The organism is Streptomyces sp. NBC_00285, from assembly GCF_036174265.1.
In the GTDB taxonomy this organism is placed as follows: Bacteria; Actinomycetota; Actinomycetes; order Streptomycetales; family Streptomycetaceae; genus Streptomyces.
This window is the reverse complement of the sequence record NZ_CP108055.1, coordinates 1164857-1188226: the sequence shown is the minus strand read 5'-3', so window position 1 is coordinate 1188226 and position 23370 is coordinate 1164857. Positions and strand designations below refer to the sequence as shown.

Below are 23370 nucleotides of genomic sequence, written 5' to 3'. Positions count from 1 at the left end.
GGTGACCCGGTCCGGAATTGCCGACATCCTGCCCCTGTCGCCGTTGCAGGAAGGGCTGCTCTTCCACGCCCTGTACGACGACGACCAGGCACCCGACGTCTACGCCGCCCAGCAGATCCTGGAGCTGACCGGTGACGTCGACCCCGCCGCCGTACGCGCCGCCGGCCAGGCCCTGCTCGACAGGCACCCCAACCTGCGTGCCTGCTTCCGCCGCCGTGAGACCGCGGCGCCCCTCCAGATCGTGCCCACGGACGTCGAACTGCCCTGGTCCGAAGAGGACGTGAGCGCGCTCGACGACGCTCCGCGCGAGGCGGCCTGGCAGCGGATCCTGAACGAGGAGCGCGCCCGCCGCTTCGACCTGGCACGCCCGCCGCTGCTGCGCCACGTGCTCGTCCGCTGGGCGGCCGACCGGTACCGCCTGGTGATCACCAACCACCACATCCTCCTCGACGGCTGGTCGAAGCAGCTGCTGGTACGGGAGTTCACCGCCCTGTACGCGGGAGAGCACCCCACCGCGCTGGCCCCGACCCCGCCCTATCGCGACTACCTCGCCTGGCTCTCCCGGCAGGACCGCGCCGCCGCCGAGGCGGCCTGGCACAAGACCCTGGACGGCGTCGAGGAACCCACCCTCCTGGCCCCCGGAGCGGCGGTCGGCACGGCAGTGCTGCCGCACGAACTCGTCGTCGAGCTCACCGAGTCGGCGACCATCGCCGCCGAGACCGCGGCCCGCACCCTGGGCATCACCCTCAACACCCTGGTCCAGGGCGCCTGGGGTGTCCTGCTCGGACGTCTCACCGGCCGCACCGACACCGCCTTCGGCCAGACCGTCACCGTCCGCCCGCCCGAGCTGCGGAACGTGGCCTCAATGGTCGGCTTCTGCATCAACACCGTCCCCACCCGGGTGCGTTGGGACGACGGCGACACCGTCTCCGGATTCCTCACCGCTCTCCAGGAGCGACAGGCCGCCCTGCTCCCGCACCAGCACCTCGGCCTCGCCGACATCCGGCGCGCCACCGGCACCGGCGACCTCTTCGACACCCTGCTGGCCTTCGAGAGCCACCCCGCGGCCGGCGGCCCGGGGGAGGGCCGCGTCACCCAGCTCGCCGGCCGCGACGCCACCCACTACCCCCTGACCCTCGCCGTCCTGCCCGCCCGCCGCCTGGCCCTGCGTCTCTCCTACCGTCCCGACGTGTACGACCAGGCCGGCGCCCGCACCCTCATGGACCGCTTCGCCGTGGTGCTGGCACAACTGGCAGATGACCCGTCCCGCCGCGTGCGCGAGGTGGAGGCGCTCCTGCCGGGGGAGCGGGAGCAGTTCACGAGCAGTGGCGCACCCCGGTCCGCCGCCCCGCCCGAAGCCCTCACCGACCTCTTCACCGGCCAGGCCGCCCGCACCCCCGGCGCGATGGCCGTGGTGCACGGGAACACCCGCCTCACCTATGCCGAACTGGACGCACGTGCAACGGCGTTGGCCTCCGTGCTGGCGTCCCGCGGTGCCGCCCCCGAGCGCCTGGTCGCCCTCGCGCTGCCCCGCTCCACGGACCTGGTCGTCGCGATCCTGGCCGTCCTGAAGACCGGCGCGGCCTATGTCCCGCTGGACCCGGAGTATCCCGCCGAACGGCTCGCGTACATGCTCGGCGACTCCGCGCCCGTCCTGCTGCTGACCACGCGGGAGGTGGCACCGGGTCTGCCCGCCACGGACGTACCCGTGCTGGTCCTGGACGACGACATGACGTCTCCGTGCGACGCCGAGCTCCCGCGGCTGACGGGGGATCACCTCGCCTATGTCATCTACACCTCGGGCTCCACGGGACGGCCGAAGGGCGTCGCCGTCCCGCACCGCAACGTGGTCCGCCTCGTCGACTCCACCCGCCACTGGTTCGACTTCGGCCCCGACGACGTGTGGACCCTGTTCCACTCCTACGCCTTCGACTTCTCCGTCTGGGAACTGTGGGGAGCACTCCTGCACGGCGGCACCCTCGTCGTCGTACCGCACGACGTCACCCGGGACCCGCACGAGTTCCTGCGGCTGCTCGCGAGGGAACGGGTCACCGTCCTCAACCAGACCCCCTCCGCCTTCGGTGAACTGGTACGGGCCGACGCCGAACTCCCTTCCGTTTCAGAAGATCTGAGGCTCCGTCACATCATCTTCGGCGGTGAGGCCCTCGACGTCACGCCCGTCGCCGAGTGGTTCACCCGGCACGCCGAGGACGCCCCAGCGCTGGTGAACATGTACGGCATCACCGAGACCACCGTCCACGTCACCGGCCTCCCGCTCACCCGGGAGCGCTGCGAGGGCATCGGCGAGCCCATCCCCGATCTGCGCGCCCACGTCCTGGACGCCGGTCTGCGGCTGGTCCCGCCGGGCGTGACGGGCGAGTTGTACGTCGCCGGCGCCGGTCTGGCCCGCGGCTACCTCGGGCGACCGGGCCTCACGGCGGGCCGCTTCGTCGCGGACCCGTTCGGCGCACCCGGTGAACGGATGTACCGTACCGGCGACTTGGCCCGCCGGACGGCCGACGGGCGCCTGGAGTACACCGGCCGCGCCGACGACCAGGTCAAGATCCGGGGCTTCCGCATCGAGACGGGCGAGGTGGAGGCCGCACTCGCGGCCCATCCCGAGGTGTCCCGCGCGGTCGTCCTGGTCCATGACGGGCGGCTGGTGGGATACGCCGTGGCCGAACGACCACTGGACCCGGCGGCACTTCGCGCCCACACCGCACTCACCCTGCCCGAGCACATGGTCCCCGCCACGGTCGTCGTCCTGGACCGGCTGCCCCTGACCGCCAACGGCAAGCTGGACCGCGCCGCCCTCCCGGTCCCGGCCGCCGCCGGCGTCACCGGCGCCACCCGGGCCCCGCGCACCCCGCAGGAGGAGATCCTCTGCGGCCTGTTCGCCGGTGTCCTCGGCATCGAGGCCCACCAGGTCGGCGCGGACGACTCCTTCTTCGACCTCGGCGGCGACTCCCTGCTCGCCATGCGCCTCGCCGACCGGATCAGGACCGCCTTCGGTACCGCGCTGCCCGTACGAGCCGTCTTCGAGGCCCCGACCCCGGCCGCCCTCGCCACCCGTCTGGCCGACACACGGGACGGCCGGCGGCCCGCCCTGCTGCCGCTGCCGAGCCGCCCCGACCCCGTCCCCCTCTCCTACGGCCAGCAGCGACTGTGGTTCATGAGCCGTCTCGACGGCGGGCACACCACCTACACCGTCCCCGCGGCCCTGCGTCTGACCGGCACCCTGGACCGGCAGGCGCTCACCGCAGCCCTCGCCGACGTCGTCACCCGCCACGAGCCGCTGCGTACGCTGCAGCCCGACGTCCAGGGCACCCCGTACCAGCGGATCCTGGCACCGGAGGAGGCCCGGCCGAACCCGGACGTCGTCCGAACCACCGAGGCCGAACTCCCCGCGCTGCTCAAGGCGGCAGCCGGTCACCGTTTCGAGCTGTCCACCGAACCGCCCCTGCGGGTGACCCTGTACGACCTCGGCGCCGACACCCACGTCCTGCTCCTGCTCGCCCACCACAGCGCGGTCGACGGCTGGTCGATGCGCCCGCTCACCCGCGACCTGGAGAGCGCCTACACGGCCCGCTGCGCGGGACGGGCACCCGACTGGCAGCCCCTGCCCGTCCAGTACGCCGATTTCGCGCACTGGCAGCGCGAGTCGCTGGGGGACGAGAACGACCCCGGCAGCCCGATGGCCGAGCAGATCGACTTCTGGCGTACGGCGTTGGCGGGCATCCCCGACGAGCTCCCGCTCCCCGCCGACCACCCGAGGCCCGCCGAACCCAGCGGCCGGGGCGACCGCACGGCCGTCGCCCTGGACCCCGCACTCCACGCCGGCCTCGCCGACCTGGCCGCCGCCCAGCGGGTGACCCTGTTCATGGTGCTCCAGGCCGGCCTCGCCGCCGTCCTGACCCGGCTCGGCTCGGGCACCGACGTCACCCTCGGCACCCCCGTCGCCGGGCGGAGCGACGAGCGACTCGACGACCTGATCGGGTTCTTCGTCAACAGCCTCACCCTGCGCACCGACACCTCCGGCAACCCCACGTTCCGTGAACTCCTCGCCCGGGTAAGGGAATTCGACCTGGCCGCCTACGCCCATCAGGACGTGCCGTTCGACCTGCTCGTGGACGCCGTCAGTACCGAGCGGAGCCTCGCCCGCCACCCGCTCTTCCAGGTCATGCTGGCCTACACCGGCCATGGCGCGGACCCCGTCCCCGCCCTGCCCGGCCTGAGCGTCACCCGGGAAGCCGTGGCGACGGGCGCGGCCCGCTTCGACCTCTCCCTGTACCTCACCGAGCACCGCCACGACGACGGCTCCCCGGCAGGCATCGACGGAGTCGCCGAGTTCAGCACCGACCTGTTCGAACCGGAGACCGTCCGCCGACTGGCCCACAGGCTCGTCCACTTCCTCGCCGACGTCGCCGCCGACCCGGACCGGCGCATCGGCGACGTCGACCTCCTCGACGAGGACGAGCGCGCACGCCTCGACGAGTGGAGCGCCACCGGGGGACAGGTCGAGCCCGAGTCCCTGGCCGGGATGTTCTCCCGGCAGGTGCGGCTCAGGCCGCACGCCCCGGCCCTCGACGACCTGTCCTACGCCGAACTCGACGCCCGGGCACGGCAGGTGGCCCACGTCCTCGCCGGCCGCGGCATCGGCCCCGGCGACCTCGTCGCCGTACGGCTCCCGCGATCCGCCGACCGGGTCGTCGCCCTGCTCGCGGTCGCCCTCGCCGGCGCCGCGTTCCTCCCCGTCGACCCGGCACTGCCCGCCGACCGCATCGAGGCCCTGCTGGCCGACGCCCGCCCGGCGCACATCCTGACGTCCCTCCCGGCGGACGGTCCTCCCGGCGGACTCCCCACCGCCCACCACCCCCACCACGCCGCCTACGTCATCCACACTTCCGGCTCGACCGGCACCCCCAAGGGGGTGATCGTCGAGAACCGCGGGCTCGCCGCCCTCGCGCAGACGCAGGTCGAGCGCTTCGGACTCGGCCCCGACAGCAGGGTCCTGCAGTTCTCGGCACCCGGCTTCGACGCGTCCGTGATGGAACTCCTGATGGCGTTCGCGTCCGGCGGAACCCTGGTGGTGCCCGAAACGTCCGGACCGCTGCTGGGTGCGGACCTCGCACAGGAACTGACCCGGGGCCGGATCACCCACGCCCTCGTCCCGCCGACCGCCCTCGCCACCCTGGCGCCGAACGGGTTTCCCGACCTGCAGACCCTCGTCGTGGGCGCCGAGGCCTGTTCCGGTGAACTGGTGGCCCGCTGGGCGCCGGGCTGCCGGATGGCCAACGCCTACGGGCCCACCGAGTCGACGATCTGCGCCACCATTGCCGTCCCGCTGACCGGCGACCAGGCCCCGCCCATCGGCCGCCCCGTCACCGGCACCCGCGCCCTCGTCCTGGACGCCTGGCTGCGCCCGGTGCCACCCGGCACGGTCGGCGAGCTCTACCTCGCGGGCACCGGCGTGGCCCGCGGCTACCTCGGCCGCCCCGGACCGACGGCCGCACGGTTCGTCGCCGACCCGTACGGAGGCCCCGGCGAGCGGATGTACCGGACCGGCGACCTGGCCCGCTGGGCGCCCGACGGGCAGCTGGAGTACCTCGGCCGCGCCGACGACCAGGTCAAGCTGCGGGGTTTCCGTATCGAACCCGGCGAGATCGAGTCCGCCCTGGCCCGTGATCCGGCCGTCGCCCAGGCAGCGGTCGTGGTGCGCGAGGACGAACCGGGGGAGCGGCGCCTCGTCGCCTACGTCACCACCCGCGCCGGACGCCCGCCCGCCGACCCCGCCGCACTGCGCCGGGACGCCGAACGCCTGCTCCCCGAGTACATGGTGCCCTCGGCCGTCGTCGTCCTGGACGCCCTCCCGTTGACCCCCAACGGCAAGCTGGACCGCAGGGCCCTGCCCGCCCCAGGGACGCCGACGCCCGTCGAAGCGACCCGCGAGCCGAGCACACCCGCCGAGCGCGTACTCGCCGAACTCTTCCGCGACCTGCTGAGGCTGCCCGGACTCACCCTCGACGAGGGCTTCTTCGCGCTCGGCGGCGACAGCATCTCCTCGATCCGGCTGGTGAGCCGGGCCGCCGAGGCCGGCGTGGTGATCAGCCCGCGTGACGTGTACGAGCACCAGACCGCGGCCGCCCTCGCGGCGGTGGCCCGCGGCCCCGTGGGCGCCTCACGAGGGGCCGCGGGCGACGACGGCGTCGGACCGGTGCCGTTCACGCCCGCGATGCACTGGCTGGCCGAACGCGGCGGCCCGATCGGCCGGCTCAGCCAGTCCGTGCTGCTGACCGTGCCCGCGGACGCCGACACGCCACGGCTGACCCGCACCCTCCAGGCACTCGTCGACCATCACGACATGCTGCGCTCCCGCCTCACCGGGGAACGCGCGCTGGAGGTCGCCCCGGTGGGTGCGGTCGCCGCCGTCGTGGACCGCCGGGACGTCAGCGGGACGGACGACCTCCACACCGTCGTGGCCGAGGAGTTCGACCGCGCGCTCGGCACCCTCGATCCGGCGACCGGTGCGATGGTGCGGGCCGTGTGGCTCGACGCGGGCCGGGACCGTCCCGGGCGGCTGCTGCTGGTCGTCCACCACCTGGCCGTGGACGGAGTGTCCTGGCGGATCCTCGTACCCGACCTGGAAACGGCCTGGAACGCGGTCACGGCCGGACGCGACCCCCGACTGCCGCCCGTCGGCACGTCGTTCCGAGCCTGGTCCGCCCTGCTGCGCGAGGAGGCCCGTGAGCGGGGCGCGGAGGCCAAGCTGTGGCGGCGGACGAACGACGCCCCGCGTGTCCCGTTCGGCGCCCGGCCGCTCGACCCCGCCACGGACACCGCGGCCACCACCAGGTCGCTCCGGCTGACCCTGGAGGCCGACGTGACCGGGCCCCTGCTCGCCGGCGTGCCCACGGCGTTCCGCACCGGCCCGCAGGACGTGCTGCTCGCCGGCCTCGCCCTGGCCCTCGCCGCACACCAGGACGTCCCGCACGTCCTCGTCGACGTCGAGGGACACGGCCGTGAGGAGATCGCCCCCGGCCTCGAACTCTCGCGCACGGTCGGCTGGTTCACCTCGCTCTACCCCGTCCACGTCGACCTGGAGGGCGTCGATCTGAAGGACGCGCTGGCCGCCGGTGCCGCCGCCGACAGCGTGGTCCGCCGGGTCGCCGACCGCACGGGTGAACTACCCGACCGGGGAATCGGGTTCGGCCTCCTGCGCTATCTGAACCCCCACACGTCGGGAGAGTTGGCGCAGCAGCCCGCACCCGCGGTCGGCTTCAACTACCTCGGCCGGTTCACGGCTCCCGTCGCCGACAGCATGTGGTCGTTCGCTCCGGAGTCCCCGGCCCTCGGCAGCGGCACCGACCCCGGCCTCGCCGCCGCCCACGTCCTGGACCTCAACGCGGTCGTCCACGACACCGCGCAGGGCCCCCGGCTCGTCGCCGACTGGTCGTGGCCCGACGGCGTGCTCACCGGAACCGCGGTGCGCGAACTCGCCGAGACGTGGTTCGCCGCCCTCACCGCCCTGGTCGAACGCGCCGCCCGCACGGCACCGGCGGCCCCGGGAACGCTGCTGCCGGCGGAGCTCGACGCGGACGAACTCGACGAACTCGCCGCCGGCCTCGACGGCTAGCCGCCGCGGAGATCCATCAGAAGGGCCCCAGGGCACAGCCGACCCGGCCCGCCGGACCCCCGGCCCGCACCGAAAGAGACGACGCGATGACCCAGCCCGCGCTGGCCGACGTACTGCCCCTGACCCCCCTCCAGGAGGGCCTGCTCTTCCACGCCGTGTACGAGCACGAGCGGGACGCCGCCGACGTGTACCTCGTGCAACTGGTCTTCGAAATCGAGGACCCGGTCGACGCCGAACGGCTCCGCGCCGCCTGGCAGGCCCTCCTGGACCGCCACCCCAACCTCCGCGCCGCCTTCCGGCGCCGCAAGGGCGGTGCCCCCGTCCAGGTCGTCCCGCACCGTGCGGCCCTGCCGTGGACCGAGACGGGCATCGACTCCGAGACCGCGTGGTCCCAACTGCTCGACGAGGACCGCGACCGCGGCTTCGACCCGGCCACCCCGCCCCTGATCCGCTGCACCCTGGCACACCTGCCCGACGGACGGCACCGCCTCCTCGTCACCCACCACCACATCCTTCTCGACGGCTGGTCGGTCTCCGTCCTGGTCCGCGAACTCCTCGCCCTGTACGGGAAGTCCGAGCCCGACCTGCCGCCCGCCCCCGCCTACCGCACCTTCCTCGAATGGCTCACCCGCCAGGACCGCACCGCCGCGGAGACCGCCTGGCGGACCGCCCTGGACGGGGTGACCGAACCGACCCGCCTGGCCCCGCCCCACCCCGGCCCCGGCCCGCTCGCCCAGGCCCGCGCCGAACTGCCGGAAGCCACCGGGGCCGCCCTCACCGCCCTTGCCCGCAAGCTCGGCATAACCGCCAACACCCTGGTGCAGACCGCCTGGTCGATCCTGCTCAGCCGGACGACCGGCCGCAACGACGTGCTGTTCGGCGCCACCGTCTCCGGCCGCCCCGCCGCCCTGCCCGGCGTCGAGTCGATGGTCGGACTCTTCGTGAACACCGTGCCGGTTCGGGTACGGCTGCGCCCCGACCGCGCGCTGAGCGCACTGCTCCGCGACGTCCAGGGCGGATTCGTCGGCCTCCTCGACCACCACCACCTCGGCCTGGCCGACATCCAGCGCACCACCGGCCTGCCCGAACTCTTCGACACCCTCGTCGTGTTCGAGAACTACCCGATGGAGGAGGCCACCAGGGCGGACGCCGGCGGTCTTCGCATCACCGGGACGAGCGGCCGCGACGCCACCCACTATCCCGTGACCCTCGTCGCCTTCCCCGGACCACGCCTGCGCTTCCGGCTCGCCCACCGGGCCGACCTCTTCGAGGACGGGTGGGCCGACGCCCAACTCGCCCACCTCGTGCACATCCTGGAGACCATCGCCGCCCACCCGGAACTCCCGCTCGGCCGCCTCGGACTCCTCGACCCCGGGAGCGACCCCCGCCCCGACCCGGCCACCGAACCGGCGCCCACCACCCACACCCTCATCGGCCTGTGGACGGCCCAGGTGAGCGCCATCCCCGACGCGGAGGCGATCAAGGCAGCCGGCACGAGTCTTTCGTACGCCGAACTCGACGCGCGGGCCGAACTGTTGGCACGGAGACTCACCGCGCTGGGCGCCGGACCGGAACAGGTCGTCGGCATCGCCCTCCCGCGTACGCCCGACCTGGTCGTCGCCGTCCTCGCCGTACTGAAGGCGGGGGCGGCCTATCTGCCGCTCGACCCCGCGTACCCGAAGGATCGGCTCGCCTACATCGTCGAGGACGCCCGACCGGTGGCGGTCCTGGCCACGGCCGAAACGGCAGGAGTGCTTCCCGAGGACACCGAACTCGTCCTGATCGAGACGGAGGTGACGGATCATCAGACCTCGCTGAAGAGTCCGCTCCCCGGCAACCTCGCCTACATCACCTACACGTCCGGATCCACCGGCCGCCCCAAGGGAGTCCTCGCCACCCACCGCAACGCGGTCGAGTTCGTCGAGTGGACTCACCGTGCCCTCGGCCCCGACGCGCTGCAAAAAGTCCTCTTCTCGACCTCCCTCAACTTCGACGTCTCGGTGTTCGAGATCTTCGCCCCCCTGCTGTGCGGCGGACGCATCGAACTCGTCGACAGCCTGCTGTCCCTCACCGCCTCCGGCACCGACGCCGGACTCATCAGCGGCGTGCCGTCGGTGATGGCCGGAGTGGTCTCCGAACGCCCCGACGCCACACCGCACACCGTGGCCCTGGGCGGCGAGCCCATCACCGCACAACTGCGCGCGGAGCTCGAAGCCGCCTTCCCCGGAGCCAGGCTGGTCAACTTCTACGGGCCCACCGAGGCCACGATCTACGCCACCGCCTGGCGTTCCGACGACGACCCCGCGGAGGGCTCACCGCCCCTCGGTGAACCACTCGCCCGCAACTGCCTCTACCTCCTCGACCAGGCCCTGCGGCCCGTCCCCGACGGGATCGTCGGCGAGATCCACCTCGGCGGAGGCGGCCCCGCGCGTGGCTATCTCGGCCGCCCGGGTCTCACCGCCGGCCGGTTCGTCGCCGACCCGTTCGGGGCGCCGGGAGAGCGGATGTACCGGACCGGAGACCTCGCGGTCCGTGACCGCGACGGACGGCTGCGGTTCGTCGGACGCGCCGACCACCAGGTCAAGATCCGCGGCTTCCGCGTCGAACTCGGCGAGATCGAGGCCGTACTGACGGCACACCCCGCCGTGGCGCGAGCGGCCGTGACGGTACGTCAGGACGGGCGGGGTGAAAAGCAGTTGGTGGCCTACGTCGTGCCGTACGCCGTCGCCGGTACGCCCCCCACGAGCACCGGCACGGACACGCTGCTCGCCGAACTGCGCGCGCACCTGTCCCGTACGCTTCCCGCCCACATGGTCCCCGCCACGATCGTGCCGCTCGCCGCCCTCCCGTGCACCGCCAGCGGCAAGACCGACCGCACGGCCCTGCCCGACCCCGCCGCGCCCGCCGCGACCGACAGCGCTCCGCGGACCCCGCAGGAGGAGCGTCTGCGCACGATCGTCGCCGACGTCCTCGGGCTGGACGCCACCCGCGTCGGCGTCCACGACAGCTTCTTCGACCTCGGCGGCCACTCCCTGCTGACCCCGCGTCTGACCGCCCGCATCCGCACCGACCTCGGCGCCGAACTGCCCCTGCGTGCCGTGTTCGAGACCCCGAGCGTCGCCGGGCTGGCAGAGCGGCTGCGGGGCGGCGCGTCGGGTGCGGCACCCCTGGACGCCGTACTGCCACTGCGCACCCGCGGCGCCAAGGAACCGCTCTTCTGCCTCCCGCCCGCCTCCGGACTCGCCTGGGGCTTCGCCGGACTCGCCCGTCATCTCGACCCCGAAAGGCCCCTGTACGGGCTCCAGTCGAAGGGGCTGACCCCAGGCGACCCGCGCTCGGGCAGCCTGCGGGAGACGGTCGCCGACCACATCACACGCATCCGGGAGATCCAGACCGAAGGCCCCTACCACCTGCTCGGCTACTCCATGGGCGGCCTGGTGGCCTACGACGTCGCGGTGACCCTCCAGAAGCAAGGCCACGAGGTCGCCCTGCTGGCGATGCTCGACGCCTACCCCGGCGTCTGGATCACCCGGGGCGCCCGCGCGGCGGACCGGCCGACCCTCCTGCGCAGCCTCCTCAGCATCCTGGGCCGCCCGCAGCCCGACGCAACGGAACCCCTCACCGACGCCCGCTTCGCCGAACTCGTACGCGAGACACCCGACATGACCGCGAGCCTCGACGACACCGAACTCGCAGCACTGGTCGAGGTCACCGCCGGGAACCGGCGTCTGATGGAGGAGTTCGCCCCCACGTCGTACCACGGTGACCTGCTGTTCTTCACGGCCGCACAAGATCCGGACACGCACCCGGAACGGCACCGCGCCTGGCAGCCGTACGTCGACGGACGCGTCGACAACCACGACATCCCCTGCGTCCACGGGGAGATGACCCGGCCGGGCCCGCTGGAGCGGATCGGCCCCGCACTGAACACCGCAACCCACCGGAGGAACCCCGCATGAGCGCCAACCCGTTCGACGACGACACCCTTGAGCACTTCGTCCTGGTCAACGACGAGGGACAGCACTCGCTGTGGCCCGCCTTCGCCGAGGTCCCGGCCGGCTGGACGGTCGCCCACGGTCCGGCGGGCCGCCAGGAGTGCCTGGACCACGTCGAACAGAACTGGACGGACATGCGCCCCAAGAGCCTGATCACGGCCATGGGCGAATAGGGCTTTCACGCAAGGGACTTGGAAGGTGGGACGTAGATGAGCGCGCGGCGGACGATCGCAGCCGAAGAACTGGACACGCTCGACCTGGCCGATCCACGGCTGCACGCCGAGAGCGACCTGTCCGCCGTGTGGCGCCGGCTGCGGCAGGAGGAACCGGTCCACTGGAACCCGGCGACCGGCACCCGGCCGGGGTTCTGGGTGGTGACCCGGCACGCCGACGTCACCGCCGTCTACCGAGACAGCACCCGCTTCACCTCCGAGGGCGGCAACGTCCTGGAGACCCTCCTCGCCGGCGGTGACTCCGCGGCCGGACGCATGCTCGCCATCACCGACGGGGCCCGGCACACCGGGCTGCGGCGCATCCTGATGTCGGCGTTCACGCCGCGCGCCCTGCAGCCGGTCGTGGCGAGCGTGCGGCGCACCGTCGACCGGCTGCTGCGCGAAGCCCTCGACAAGGGCAGCTGCGACTTCGCCGCCGACGTGGCCGCGGGGATTCCCCTCGGCGCGATCTGTGACCTGCTCGGCGTGCCCGAGAGCGACCGGGCCCATCTGCTCAGCCTGACCTCCTCCGCCCTGGGCTCGCACGACGCGGACGGCACCGCGGCGGACACCTGGATCGCCAAGAGCGAGATCCTGCTCTACTTCGCCGACCTCGCCCGCGACCGCCGCGGCAGCGGCCACGCGGACGTCATCGCGCTCCTGGCCGGCAGCAAGGTGGACGGCCTTCCGCTGGACGACGACGAGATCATGCTCAACTGCTACAGCCTGATCCTCGGCGGCGACGAGACGGCCCGTCTGTCCATGGTCGGCGCCGCCCTCGCCCTGGTGGAACACCCCGACCAGTGGCAGTCGCTCAAGCAGGGCGACACGGGTACCGACACGGCCGTCGAGGAGATCCTGCGCTGGACGACCCCCGCGCTGCACTCGGGCCGCACGGCCACGACCGACACCGAGATCGCAGGCCGGGCGATCCGCGCCGGTGACATCGTGACCGTGTGGAACGCCTCCGCCAACTATGACGAGCAGGTCTTCGAGAACCCGGACAAGCTTCGTCTGGACCGCACCCCCAACAAGCACTGCACCTTCGCCTACGGCCCCCACTTCTGCCTCGGCGCCTACCTCGCCCGCGCGGAGATCGGAGCCGTACTGGAAGGACTGCGCGACCAGGTGGCGGACATGGAACAGACCGGCCAGGCACGGCCGGTCTACTCCAACTTCCTCAACGGCCTCAGCGCGTTGCCCCTCAAGGTCACACGCTGAGCGCCTCGCGCACGGTCTGCTCGGAGGCGGTGCCGCCCTCGCCGGAGGAGGTCACGCGGCCCGCCTCCAGGACGTAGTACCGCTCGGCGGCGCGCATGGCGAAGCCGACATGCTGCTCGACGAGGAGGACGGACAGACCGCCCTGGCGGGTCAGCGCGAGGATCGTCTCCTCGATCTCGGCGACGACGGAGGGCTGGATGCCCTCGGTCGGCTCGTCGAGCAGCAGCAGCCGGGGAGCGGTGATCAGGGCCCGGGCGATGGCCAGTTGCTGACGCTGGCCGCCCGAGAGCAGACCCGCGCGGCGGACGGACAGCTCGCGCAGCACCGGGAAGAGGTCCAGCGCCTGTGCGATCGCCTCCTTGCCCCCGCTGCGGCCGTCCGCCACCAGTTGGAGGTTCTCGGCGGTGGTGAGGTGCGGGAAGGACTGCTGGCCCTGCGGGACGTACGCCATCCCGCGGGCCACCCGCTGGTGCGGGGCGAGGCGGGTGATGTCCTCGCCGTCCAGCAGCACCTGGCCGCCCTTCGGCTTGAGCAGACCCATCGCGACCCGCAGCAGGGTGCTCTTGCCTGCACCGTTGTGGCCGAGCACCGCGGCGACCCCGTCCTTCGGGACGGACACGGTGACGTCGTGCAGGACGTAGGAGCGGTCGTAGCCGGCCCGGACGTTCTTGATCTCCAGCATGGCGTCAGGCCTCCTGCGTCTCTACGACGGTCTCGACGGCGGGCTCGGTCGCGCGCCCCAGGTAGACCTCCTGGACCTTGGCGTCGGCCTGCACCTCGGCGACCGTGCCCTCACTGAGCATCTTTCCGGCGTGCAGCACGCTGACGCTGCGGGCGAAGGCACGCATGAAGTCCATGTCGTGCTCGATGACGACGACCGTCCGCTCCTCGCTGATGCGCTGCAACAGCTCGCCGGTGGCCTGGCGTTCGTCGTGGCTCATACCGGCGACCGGCTCGTCGAGCATCAGCAGCCGGACGTCCTGCACGAGCAGCATGCCGATCTCCAGCCACTGCTTCTGACCGTGCGCGAGCACCCCGGCCTGGCGGTCGCGCAGCCCGGTCAACCCGATCGTCTCCAGCGCCTGCTCGACCGGCTCCGGGATGTCCTTGCGGCGCCGCAGCATGGTCCACACGCCACGGCCCGCGCCGGCCGCGATGTCCAGGTTCTGAAGGACCGTCAACTCCTCGAAGACGGTGGCAGTTTGGAAGGTGCGTCCGATGCCCGTCCGGGCGATCTTCTGCACCGGCTTGCCCAGCAGTTCCTGGTCGCCGAAGCGCGCGGACCCCGTGGCCCTGACCAGACCGGTGACGGCGTCGACCAGGGTGGTCTTGCCCGCGCCGTTCGGACCGATCAGGAAGCGCAGGTCGCCGGGACGGATCTCCAGGTCCACGCCGTCGACCGCGGTGAAGCCGTCGAAAGTGACCCTGAGATCGCGGACGGTCAGTCCTTCGCCGCTCATACCGTCTCTCCCACCGTCACCGGAACCGGTTCCTCCACAGGTGTCGTCGTACGAGGCCGCTCGCGCCGCCTGCGCAGATACACCGTCAGCGACGCCAGGCCGCCCGGCAGGAAGCCGACCGCCAGCACGAACAGCAGGCCCTGCAGATACGTCCACGCGGCCGGGAACTCGTCGGACAGCGTGCTCTGCGCCCAGGCCACGGTGACCGCGCCGAGTACCGAGCCCACCAGCGAGGCCCGGCCGCCGACCGCCGCGCCGATGACGAAGCCGATGGACGGCACGACCCCGATCAGTGCCGGGGAGATGATGCCGACGGCCGGCACGAACAGCGCACCGGCCAGGCCCGCCATGCCGGCCGCCAGGACGTACGCGACGAGCTTGACGTTCGCCGGGTCGTACCCGAGGAAGCGCACCCGCTCCTCCGAGTCCCGTACGGCGATGAGGAGTTCGCCGTAGCGGCTGACGAACAGCTGCCGGGCCAGGGCCATCAGCAGGAGAAGTACGGCGGCGATGATGAAGTACACCATCCGCTGGTTGACGGGGTCGTCCAGCGAGTAGCCGAAGAAGCCCTGGATGTCGGTGAGTCCGTTGGTGCCGCCGGTGGTGGCCTGCTGGCCGACCAGCCAGATGGACAGGGCGACCGCGAGCGCCTGGCTGAGGATCGCGAAGTACGCGCCCTTCACCCGGCGGCGGAACACCAGGATGCCGAGCAGCGCGGCGACCGCCATGGGCAGGAGCATCGTCATGGCGAGCGCGAACGCCGGGTTGGCGAACGGTTCCCACCACCACGGCAGCGTGTCCGAAGTGCCGTACAGCTGCATGAAGTCGGGGAGTTTCTCGCCGGTCGCCGCGGCATCGGTGAGCTTCAGATGCATGGCCATGGCGTAGCCGCCGAGGCCGAAGAAGACGCCCTGGCCGAGGACCATCAGACCGCCACGGCCCCAGGCGAGGCTGACCCCGACCGCGACGATGGCGTAGCAGAGGTACTTCGCGAGCAGGGAGAGCCGGAAGTCGGAGAGAGCGACCGGGGCGACACCCAGGAGGAGGACGGCCCCGACGAGGAAGGCGCCGGGGACGCGGAAGCGTTCGGTGATCGTCGTCATGCCAGGCTCCGGGTGCGCAGTGTGTACAAGCCCTGGGGTCGCCACTGGAGGAAGGCGACGATCGCCACCAGGACGACGACCTTCGCGACGCTGATCGTCGTCGAGTACTCCAACACCGCCTGGAGCACGCCGAGTACGAACGCGGTGATCACGCTCCCCTTGAGCTGCCCGATGCCGCCGACGACCACGACCAGGAAGGCGTCGACGATGTAGTTGGTGCCCATCGTCGGGCCGATCGGGCCGACCAGGGTGAGTGCGACCCCGGCCACGCCCGCGAGGCCCGAACCGATGAAGAAGGTCGTACGGTCCACCCGCTCGGTGGCGATGCCCGACACCTCGGCGAGATCCCGGTTCTGCACGACCGCGCGGATCCGGCGGCCCAGGGGCGTCATGCGCAGCACGAGCGTGAGCCCGAGGACGCACAGCAGGGCGAGGCCCAGGATGAACAGCCGGTTGTTGGCCAGCGTGATGCCGCCGCCGACCGGGATGTTGCCGGTCAGCAGATCCGGGGCGTGGGTCTGCACGTTGGGGGCGCCGAAGATGTCTCGGGCCAGCTGCTGGAGCATCAGCGAGACACCCCAGGTCACCAGCAGGGTGTCCAGCGGCCGGGTGTACAGGCGCTTGATCAGCAGCCACTCCAGCAGCGCGCCGAGGCTGCCCGCGACGAGGAACGCCAGTGGCAGGGCGACCAACAGGGAGACACCGGCGCTGCTGATGGACTTCTGGAGGACGTATGTCGTGTAGGCGCCGGCCATGATGAACTCGCCGTGCGCCATGTTGATCACGCCCATCTGACCGAACGTCAGGGTCAGTCCGAGGGCGATGAGCAGGAGGACGGCACCGATGCTGATGCCGGTGAAGGTCTGGTTGAGGATGACCGTCATGAAGCGGCTCCGGGTCGGGGACGGGCGTGCGGGCTGTCCAAGGGCCCGGCCTCAAGTGCGAGGCCGGGCGGGGCGGTTCAGGAGAGACCGGCGGCCCAGGAGTAGCTCTTCAGGTACGGGTCCGGCTTGATCGGCTTGCTCGAGTTCCAGACCTCCTTGATGAGGCCGTCCGAGCCGACCTTGCCGATGCGGGCCGTCTTGTACACGTGCTGGGAGGCGCCGTCGACGGTCACCTTGCCCTCGGGGGCGTCCAGTTCGATGCCGTCGGAGGCCGCCTTCACCTTGGCGACGTCGAAGGAGCCGGCCTTCTCGACCATCTCCTTCCACAGGTAGACCGAGATGTACGCGGCCTCCATCGGGTCACTGGTCGGCTTGTCCTTGCCGTACTCCGCCTGGTAGGCCTTCACGAACTTGGTGTTGGCCGCGCCCGGTGTGGTCTCGTAGTAGTTCCACGCCGTCAGCTGGTCCTCCAGGTACTGCGTGCCGATGCTCTTGACCTCCTCCTCGGCGATGGAGACCGACAGCACCGGCATCTTCTTCGCGGTGAGCCCCGAGGACTTGTACTCCTTGAAGAAGGCCACGTTGCTGTCGCCGTTGAGGGTGTTGAACACCGCGTCGGCGCCGGAGTCCTTGACCTTGTTGACGATGGTGCTGAACTCCGTGGAGCCCAGCGGCGCGTAGTCCTCGCCGACCACGGTCATGCCGTTCGCCTTGGCGTACGCTTTGATGATCTTGTTGGCGGTGCGCGGGAAGACGTAGTCGCTGCCGACCAGGTAGAGCTTCGTCAGGCCCTGCTTCTTGAGGTAGTCGAGGGCGGGGACGATCTGCTGGTTGGTGGTCGCGCCTATGTAGAAGATGTACGGCGACTCCTCCAGGCCCTCGTACTGCACGGGGTAGAAGAGGAGCGACTTGTACCGCTCGAAGACCGGCTTGACGGCCTTGCGGCTCGCCGAGGTCCAGCAGCCGAAGGTGGCCACGACCTTGTCGTCCGTGATCAGTGCCTCGGCCTTCTCCGCGAAGGTCGGCCAGTCGGAGGCGCCGTCCTGGCTGACGGGCTTGAGCTTCTTGCCCAGTACTCCGCCGGCGGCGTTGATCTCCTTGACGGCGAGCAGCAGCGAGTTGTGGACGGTCACCTCGCTGATCGCCATGGTGCCCGACAGGGAGTTGAGCAGACCCACCTTGACGGTGCTGCCGGAGGTGTCGGCCTTGGCGGCGGAGTCGGACGACGTGTCGCTGCCGGTCTTGGCACCGCACGCGGTGAGAGCCGCGGAGGCGCCGATGGCAGAGGCGCTCGCCAGGAGACCGCGACGGCTGATGCTGAGCCCGGACATGCAATACCTCCTTGCCCCGAGGGGCATGGGAAAGAGAGGAAGAGTTCAGGGACGTGAACCTGCGGGCACTCAGCGCGTGAAGTGCGGCTGGGGTGGCGCGCGAATTCCCAGCCGTTCGGTGCGGTGGCGTCCGGGCTGGTGGACTGAAGTGCGGTCACAGACTGCGCCGATGCTGTTTCCCCGGTGTTTCGGCGCGGTTGATGAATAGTTTCTGTTGGAAGTAAATCTCGGGGCCAAAAAGAGAAAGCCGCCACCGGAGAGACCTGGGTGACGGAATCTCGGTAACGGCAATTATTGCTTCCTGTGTGAAGTTTCCGGTCTCCCGTTACCCTTGTCAAGCCGAGGTGATCGACGCCAAGGCTGAAGTCCCGACGCGACCATGTGGCATGAGGAGTGTGACGGTGAGCCGGCCCCAGGAACTGCTCCAGCTGCTGACCAGGACCGAACGCCTCGCCGCGCGCCGACTGCACGGCGTCCTCGACGAGTTCGGCTGCTCGGTGGAGGCGTGGCGGGTGCTGGACCTGCTCTCCGACGGCCGGGGGCACAACATGACGGCCATCGCCGACTGTGCCTTCCTGCCGCCGCCCAGCCTGACCAAGCTGATGGACCAACTCGTCGAGCAGAACCACGTGTACCGGCGTGTGGACCCCACCGACCGCCGTCGCATCCTCGCCCGACTGACCCCGCGCGGGCAGCAGTACTGGCATCGGCTGAGTCGTCGAGTGCAGGCGGACTGGGCCGAGTTGCCCGCGGGGCTCGCGCAGGACGAGGTGGAGGAGCTGCACGCCTTGCTGGCCCGGTTCGCCGACGTGCTCGACGGGAGTGCCGGCACGGTCGCGTCGGGGCGCGGGGCAGCGGCAGGGCGGGTGCGCTGACTCCGGTTGCTTCTGTCGGAAAGGAGCTCGGATGGGGCACAGGGTGCGGCTCGGGGGAGCCGGCGTCGGCGGAATCGGTGTGCGCCCCCGTGAGCAGGTTCTTCCCCTGGAAAGTACCGCGGCGGGGAGGTAGGGTCGGCGCTGTGAGCCGGTTGCCCGCGGACCTGCTGAGGAGGGGTTGACGTGTCGTCGGAGCTGCCCCGCGATCTCCCCCGACTGCTCAGCAGTGCCGAGCGGTTGATGACCAGGCGCCTGAGCGTGGCCCTGGACGCCGAGAGCTGTTCCGTCGAGGAGTGGCGCGTGCTGGCGTTCCTTGCCGACGACCGCGGCCACACCATGTCCGACGTCGCCGAATACGCCCTGATGCCCGCGCCCAGCCTCACCAAGCTGGTCGACCGGATGGTCTCGGCGGCGCTGGTCTACCGCCGCAAGGACCCGGGGGACGGCCGGCGCGTCCTGGTCTACCTCTCCCAGCGCGGCCGGACCCGGCACCGCGCTGTCGCCGCCCTGGCCCGGCGGGCGCAGGAGCAGGTGCTCGCCGAACTGCCCGAGGTACGGGAGCTGGTGTCCGGGCTGGCGCGCCTGGAGTCCCTCCTGGAGCGCGCCCCGCAGCAGGCCGGATCTGAGCGGTGAGCTCTCAGAGCTGAGCGGTGATCTCGAAGTCCAGGGCGTCCGCCCGGGCCAGGTAGAGCCGCTGTTCGAGGTGGTTGCCGCGCAGCCTCAGCGCGCCCCGCGGGCCCTCGTAGGAGATCGTCTCCTCAGGTCCTGGCGGGGCCGGCACGGTTAACGACCTGCGGTGGTCGGCCAGTGCGCCGAGCAGCAGGATGCCCTCGAAGCAGGACTCGCCGAGGCTCCCGGCGACCGGCGCCTCGTCCCCGAACCGCCTGGCGTAACGGTGGCCGAAGGACAGGCTCTCCGAGGTCATCAGGGAGTCGAAGTACCCGGCGGCCGCCCACAGCCCCTCCGAGGCCTCCGCGCCCGTCGCGAACAACAGGTTCTCGTCCATGTGCGTGCTCAGTCGTATGCAGTGCTGGTGCAGCCCCGCCGCCGTGAACGCCCGGTTGAAGCGCACCGCGTCGTCGCCGAGCAGCAGCATCAGCACCGCGTCCGCCCCGCTGGCCTCGATCCTTCGCAGCGCGGGGCCGAACTCCTCGGTGTTGAGGGGAACGAACACCTCGTCCACGACGCTGCTGCGGGACTCCGCGGCGAACCGGCGGGCGGTGCGGGCGGTGACCCGCGGCCAGACGTAGTCGCTGCCCACCGTGCACCAGCGGCGGGCGCCCGTCGCTTCGGTCAACAGGCGCATGGCGGGGGCGAGTTGCTGGATGTCCGTCTCCCCGGTGAGGAACACCCCGGGCGTCACCTCGCCGCCCTCGTACTGCGCGGTGTAGATGTACGGCACCCGGTGTGCGATCCGCGGCGCCAGGGCCTGGCGCACCGCCGAGGTGTGCCAGCCGACGACCGCGTCGACCGCCCCGAGGGCGACCAGGCCCGCCACCTCGTCCGCGACCTGGTGGGGTTCGGCGCCGCCGTCCACGACGACCAGCCGTACCTCCCGGTCCAGGATGCCGCCCGCGGCGTTGAGCTCCTCCGCGGCCAACTGCGCGGAGAACTCGCAGGACGGGCCGACGATGCCGGCCGGGCCGTGCAGAGGGATCACGAGTGCGACGAGGAGGATGTCCCGTCGGTCCGAACACAGGTGTGCTGCCGTCGAGTGCACAGGGCACCTCCGGGGGATTCCGCGGTGTACGTGGAGTTCAACCCCGGCGCCCTTGCTGAGGATCTCCCGCGTCGACGGAGCCTAGACCGGTACAGACCACTTGACAATCCTCGGAGGTCTGAGCCCGCCACTGGGCCCGGGGGAGCAGGTAGTACAAAGCGGGCGCACTGACCACCATGAGGCCGGCGCACATCAGCCAGGGCAGCGCGGCGTGCTGACCGTAGGCGTACACCCCGGCGGCCGGGCCGACCGCGTAGCCGACGGTCTGGCACATGCTGAGGAAGGACAGGTATACGGACTCCTGGGAGGGCGGGGCCGCCTCGGTCGCGAAGGCGGCGGCCACCGGCGTCATCAGCACCTCGCCCAGGGTCCAGCTCAGCACCCCGATGATGAGGACGGGCAGGGAGATCCCGGCGAGGTTGACCGCGTACCCGGCGCAGACGAAGACCGTGCCGAGGATCAGCGGGGTGCGCCGTTGCCAGCGCCCTGTGTAACGCGACAGGGGCACCTCGACCAGGATCACCACCACAGCGTTGAGGGTGAGCAGCCAGCCGTAGACATCGGTGGAATAGTCCGCTTCACGGACCGCCAGGGCGAGCACTCCGGTCTGCTGGGCGTAGACCAGCGAGGCCACGCTCAGCACCACGGCGGCCGCCGCGAACTCGCCGCTCACCCTTGAGCGTTGCGCCACCGGGCTCCGGTCCGGTCCCGGGACGGAACGGGGGGTCGCGCGAGGCAGCGGCAGGACGAGCAGGGTCGCCACGGTGGCGGCCAGGCCGTTGCCGACCAGGACGGCCGCCGGGGACCAGGACAGCAGCAGGGCGCCGAGGACCGGGCCCACGCTCGCGCCCACGTTCAGGCACAGCCGGTACACGGCGAACATGGCCACCCGGCGCTCGGCCGTCGCCGAGGTGCCCACCACGGTCTGGGCCAGCGGGGAGTACGCCTGCACACCGGCGGAGACCACGGCGGCCAGGGCGACGGTGGGCGCGAAGTCCTGGAGCGCGGCGCACAGGAACGCGCCCGCCGCGGTGACCGAGCCCGTGAGCAGCAGGGCCGTACGCACTCCGACCCGGGCGGCCACCGGGCCGGCCGCCGCGGCGCCGAGCACGCCCGCGGTCGCGACCACGATCAGGGCGAGTGTGATCTGCCGGGTGCCGTAGCCGCGTTCGGCCAGGACGAGGGTCAGGAAGAGGACGAAGAAGCCGCCGAGCCGACTGACGAAGATGCCGAGGCACACCAGGGCGATGGGCTTGGTCATCCCGTCGGTGTACTGGCGAAGCCTCACTCCGCTTCCAGCTTGACCAGGATCGACCCGGCCGCGGTGGTGGCCGCCGCCAGCGCGGCGGTGCTGTCGGGGCCGGTCGCGGTGACGTAGCCCAGGCGGTCGTTGTTGTTGGTCGGCGGCGCCAGGACGTCGCCCGGGCCGACGTACAGCGAGACCTCCTCCACCCCGGGCACGGCGTGCGCCCGTTCGATCCCCTCGACGGCGACCACCCGGCCGCCCGGGCTCGGCAGGAAGACGATGGCCGCACCCCGTGCCGGCTCCGGAATCCGGTCGGGCGGGGTGCCCAGGTACATCTCGATCAGCAGCTCGGTCGGGTCGACATCGAGCGCACGGTTGAGGAGATGGGTGATCCGGTCGCCCGCGGGACGGCAGTTGACCTCGATCAGTTTGGGCCCGTCGGGGGTGAGCTTGAGTTCTATGTGCCCGGCGCCGAAGACGTAGCCGATGGCGTTCAGGGCGTCGACGGTGATCCGGCGGCATTCCAGTTCGAGCTCGGGGTCGAGGTCGGCGGGCAGCGCGTGCCCGGTCTCGTAGAACGAGGGCGGCGGCACCGTGAGCTTCTGGGTGATGGCGAGGAAGCGGGTGACGCCGTCGTAGGTGAGGGTCTCCAGACTGATCTCGGGGCCCTCCAGATACTCCTCGACGAGGATCTCCTCGGACATCCGCTGGTCGCGCTGGTTGTGGGTGACCGAGTGCAGGAAGACGCCCTGCTCCGCCACCTCGTCGGCACTGTGACACAGCCGCACGCCGTAACTGCCGCCGTAATCAACGGGTTTGACGATGCACGGGAAGCCCTGGGCGACGGCTGCCTCGGCCGCCTCCTCGGGGGTGCGGGCCACGGCGAAGTCCGGGATCGGGACGCCCGCCTCGGCACAGGCCCGGCGCTGCAGGGACTTGATCCGGGCGGCGCGCACCGAGTCGGGCGCCTGCCCCGGCAGGCCGAGACGGTGCGCCGACTCCGCGCCGCTGATCATGTGCCACTCGCCGATCGAGATGAGCGCGTCGAGGCCGGGCAGCAAGGGCCGTAGCGCGGCGACCACCTGGTCCGGATCGTTGGTCTCGGTGCCTACGACATCGTCCAGCAGGCTTGTGTCCAGCTGGAGTTGGCCCGGCAGCAGATACGCCTCGATGTCACGGGTGACGAAGGTGACGCGGTGGCCGGCACGCTTGGCGGCGGCGATCGCCTCGTAGCCGCTGCCGGTGGTGTTGGTCTCCAGGAACGCGATGTGCGCCATGTGTACCTCTCGCTTGCGCCGGACCTGGGCAGGCCGGTGCGGGGAGTCAGGTGCGGGGGAGTTAGGTACTTCCTGGATGAACTATTTTCCGGTCGGTGAGTAGCTGTCAACTAGCCCAAGTTTCCGCGAAGTTACATTTGCTGAGCATGCCGTTGAATCGTTGACATCAATTCCCGAACCCAAATACTTTCTGAAGGAAGTACTCCTGATCGGAACGGGGCGTGCATCCATGCGACTGACCGCTCACGAGCAGGAACGTCACCACCCTGAGTCGATCGTCTTGTTGACCGCCCGGATCCTGGAGGGCACCGTCCCCGTCGACGGCGAGATCGCCGAAGCCCGCCCGGCCACCGAACTCCCGAGGGCCCAGCGGTACTTCCCCCTCTGACCCGACCTCGCCACCCCCTCCTTCT

General features: G+C 71.5%; 15 protein-coding genes. 7 read left to right on the top strand and 8 right to left on the bottom strand.

Annotated elements, in window-relative coordinates:
* Position 1: 1 nt before the first annotated feature.
* The 4 genes from OHT57_RS05645 (at position 2) to OHT57_RS05630 (ending at position 13061) form a co-directional block, all read left to right on the top strand.
* Positions 2 to 7633 (top strand): non-ribosomal peptide synthetase, encoded by a 7632-nt coding sequence (locus OHT57_RS05645; protein WP_328744928.1) that lies wholly within the window; start codon positions 2 to 4, stop codon positions 7631 to 7633.
* An 86-nt stretch (positions 7634 to 7719) separates the two neighbouring features.
* Positions 7720 to 11592, top strand: a complete 3873-nt coding sequence (locus OHT57_RS05640; protein ID WP_328744927.1) for an amino acid adenylation domain-containing protein — start codon at positions 7720 to 7722, stop codon at positions 11590 to 11592.
* Positions 11589 to 11801, top strand: a complete 213-nt coding sequence (locus OHT57_RS05635; protein WP_328744926.1) for an MbtH family protein — start codon at positions 11589 to 11591, stop codon at positions 11799 to 11801. The genes OHT57_RS05640 and OHT57_RS05635 overlap by 4 nt, the downstream gene beginning before the upstream one ends.
* A gap of 36 nt (positions 11802 to 11837) precedes the next feature.
* Entirely contained in the window at positions 11838 to 13061 is a 1224-nt protein-coding gene (locus OHT57_RS05630; RefSeq protein WP_328744925.1) for a cytochrome P450, read from the top strand.
* On the opposite strand, the gene urtE is transcribed toward OHT57_RS05630, so the two are convergent.
* The 5 genes from urtE to urtA all read right to left on the bottom strand — a co-directional run bounded on the left by urtE (position 13051) and on the right by urtA (position 17839).
* Positions 13051 to 13743 (bottom strand): urea ABC transporter ATP-binding subunit UrtE, encoded by a 693-nt coding sequence (gene urtE / locus OHT57_RS05625; protein ID WP_328744924.1) that lies wholly within the window; start codon positions 13741 to 13743, stop codon positions 13051 to 13053. The two genes, OHT57_RS05630 and urtE, sit on opposite strands and share 11 nt — an antisense overlap.
* Before the next feature lie 4 nt (positions 13744 to 13747).
* Entirely contained in the window at positions 13748 to 14521 is a 774-nt protein-coding gene (urtD, locus tag OHT57_RS05620) for an urea ABC transporter ATP-binding protein UrtD (protein WP_328744923.1), read from the bottom strand.
* Positions 14518 to 15624, bottom strand: a complete 1107-nt coding sequence (urtC, locus tag OHT57_RS05615; RefSeq protein ID WP_328744922.1) for an urea ABC transporter permease subunit UrtC — start codon at positions 15622 to 15624, stop codon at positions 14518 to 14520. The genes urtD and urtC overlap by 4 nt, the downstream gene beginning before the upstream one ends.
* A complete protein-coding gene (urtB, locus tag OHT57_RS05610; RefSeq protein WP_328744921.1) occupies positions 15621 to 16508 on the bottom strand; it encodes an urea ABC transporter permease subunit UrtB in 888 nt (295 codons plus the stop codon). The genes urtC and urtB overlap by 4 nt, the downstream gene beginning before the upstream one ends.
* 77 nt (positions 16509 to 16585) lie before the next feature.
* Positions 16586 to 17839, bottom strand: coding sequence for an urea ABC transporter substrate-binding protein (urtA, locus tag OHT57_RS05605; protein ID WP_328744920.1), 1254 nt, complete (start codon positions 17837 to 17839; stop codon positions 16586 to 16588).
* A 386-nt stretch (positions 17840 to 18225) separates the two neighbouring features.
* Here urtA and OHT57_RS05600 point away from each other — a divergent pair, with 386 nt between their 5' ends.
* On the top strand, positions 18226 to 18714 hold the full coding sequence (locus OHT57_RS05600) for a MarR family winged helix-turn-helix transcriptional regulator (RefSeq protein ID WP_328744919.1): 489 nt from the start codon (positions 18226 to 18228) through the stop codon (positions 18712 to 18714).
* Positions 18715 to 18897: 183 nt separating this feature from the next.
* Positions 18898 to 19347 (top strand): MarR family winged helix-turn-helix transcriptional regulator, encoded by a 450-nt coding sequence (locus OHT57_RS05595; RefSeq protein WP_328744918.1) that lies wholly within the window; start codon positions 18898 to 18900, stop codon positions 19345 to 19347.
* Positions 19348 to 19351: 4 nt separating this feature from the next.
* Here the strand turns inward: OHT57_RS05595 and OHT57_RS05590 are convergent, their stop codons facing one another.
* From OHT57_RS05590 to OHT57_RS05580, 3 genes are read right to left on the bottom strand one after another with little or no spacing between them, the layout of a single operon-like run.
* Positions 19352 to 20434: a substrate-binding domain-containing protein gene (locus OHT57_RS05590; protein WP_328744917.1), complete on the bottom strand. Its 1083-nt coding sequence runs from the start codon at positions 20432 to 20434 to the stop codon at positions 19352 to 19354.
* Between the two features lie 37 nt (positions 20435 to 20471).
* Positions 20472 to 21695 (bottom strand): MFS transporter, encoded by a 1224-nt coding sequence (locus OHT57_RS05585; RefSeq protein ID WP_328744916.1) that lies wholly within the window; start codon positions 21693 to 21695, stop codon positions 20472 to 20474.
* Between the two features lie 23 nt (positions 21696 to 21718).
* Positions 21719 to 22957, bottom strand: coding sequence for an ATP-grasp domain-containing protein (locus OHT57_RS05580; RefSeq protein WP_328744915.1), 1239 nt, complete (start codon positions 22955 to 22957; stop codon positions 21719 to 21721).
* Between the two features lie 229 nt (positions 22958 to 23186).
* Between OHT57_RS05580 and OHT57_RS05575 the strand changes: the two genes are divergently transcribed.
* On the top strand, positions 23187 to 23345 hold the full coding sequence (locus OHT57_RS05575) for a hypothetical protein (protein WP_328744914.1): 159 nt from the start codon (positions 23187 to 23189) through the stop codon (positions 23343 to 23345).
* Positions 23346 to 23370 lie beyond the last annotated feature (25 nt).

Coding starts and splice junctions, on each gene's coding strand:
- OHT57_RS05640 (WP_328744927.1), top strand. CDS start 7,720: ATGACCCAGCCCGCGCTGGCCGACGTACTGCCCCTGACCCCCCTCCAG.
- OHT57_RS05635 (WP_328744926.1), top strand. CDS start 11,589: ATGAGCGCCAACCCGTTCGACGACGACACCCTTGAGCACTTCGTCCTG.
- OHT57_RS05630 (WP_328744925.1), top strand. CDS start 11,838: ATGAGCGCGCGGCGGACGATCGCAGCCGAAGAACTGGACACGCTCGAC.
- urtE (WP_328744924.1), bottom strand. CDS start 13,743: ATGCTGGAGATCAAGAACGTCCGGGCCGGCTACGACCGCTCCTACGTC.
- urtD (WP_328744923.1), bottom strand. CDS start 14,521: ATGAGCGGCGAAGGACTGACCGTCCGCGATCTCAGGGTCACTTTCGAC.
- urtC (WP_328744922.1), bottom strand. CDS start 15,624: ATGACGACGATCACCGAACGCTTCCGCGTCCCCGGCGCCTTCCTCGTC.
- urtB (WP_328744921.1), bottom strand. CDS start 16,508: ATGACGGTCATCCTCAACCAGACCTTCACCGGCATCAGCATCGGTGCC.
- urtA (WP_328744920.1), bottom strand. CDS start 17,839: ATGTCCGGGCTCAGCATCAGCCGTCGCGGTCTCCTGGCGAGCGCCTCT.
- OHT57_RS05600 (WP_328744919.1), top strand. CDS start 18,226: ATGAGGAGTGTGACGGTGAGCCGGCCCCAGGAACTGCTCCAGCTGCTG.
- OHT57_RS05585 (WP_328744916.1), bottom strand. CDS start 21,695: ATGACCAAGCCCATCGCCCTGGTGTGCCTCGGCATCTTCGTCAGTCGG.
- OHT57_RS05580 (WP_328744915.1), bottom strand. CDS start 22,957: ATGGCGCACATCGCGTTCCTGGAGACCAACACCACCGGCAGCGGCTAC.
- OHT57_RS05575 (WP_328744914.1), top strand. CDS start 23,187: ATGCGACTGACCGCTCACGAGCAGGAACGTCACCACCCTGAGTCGATC.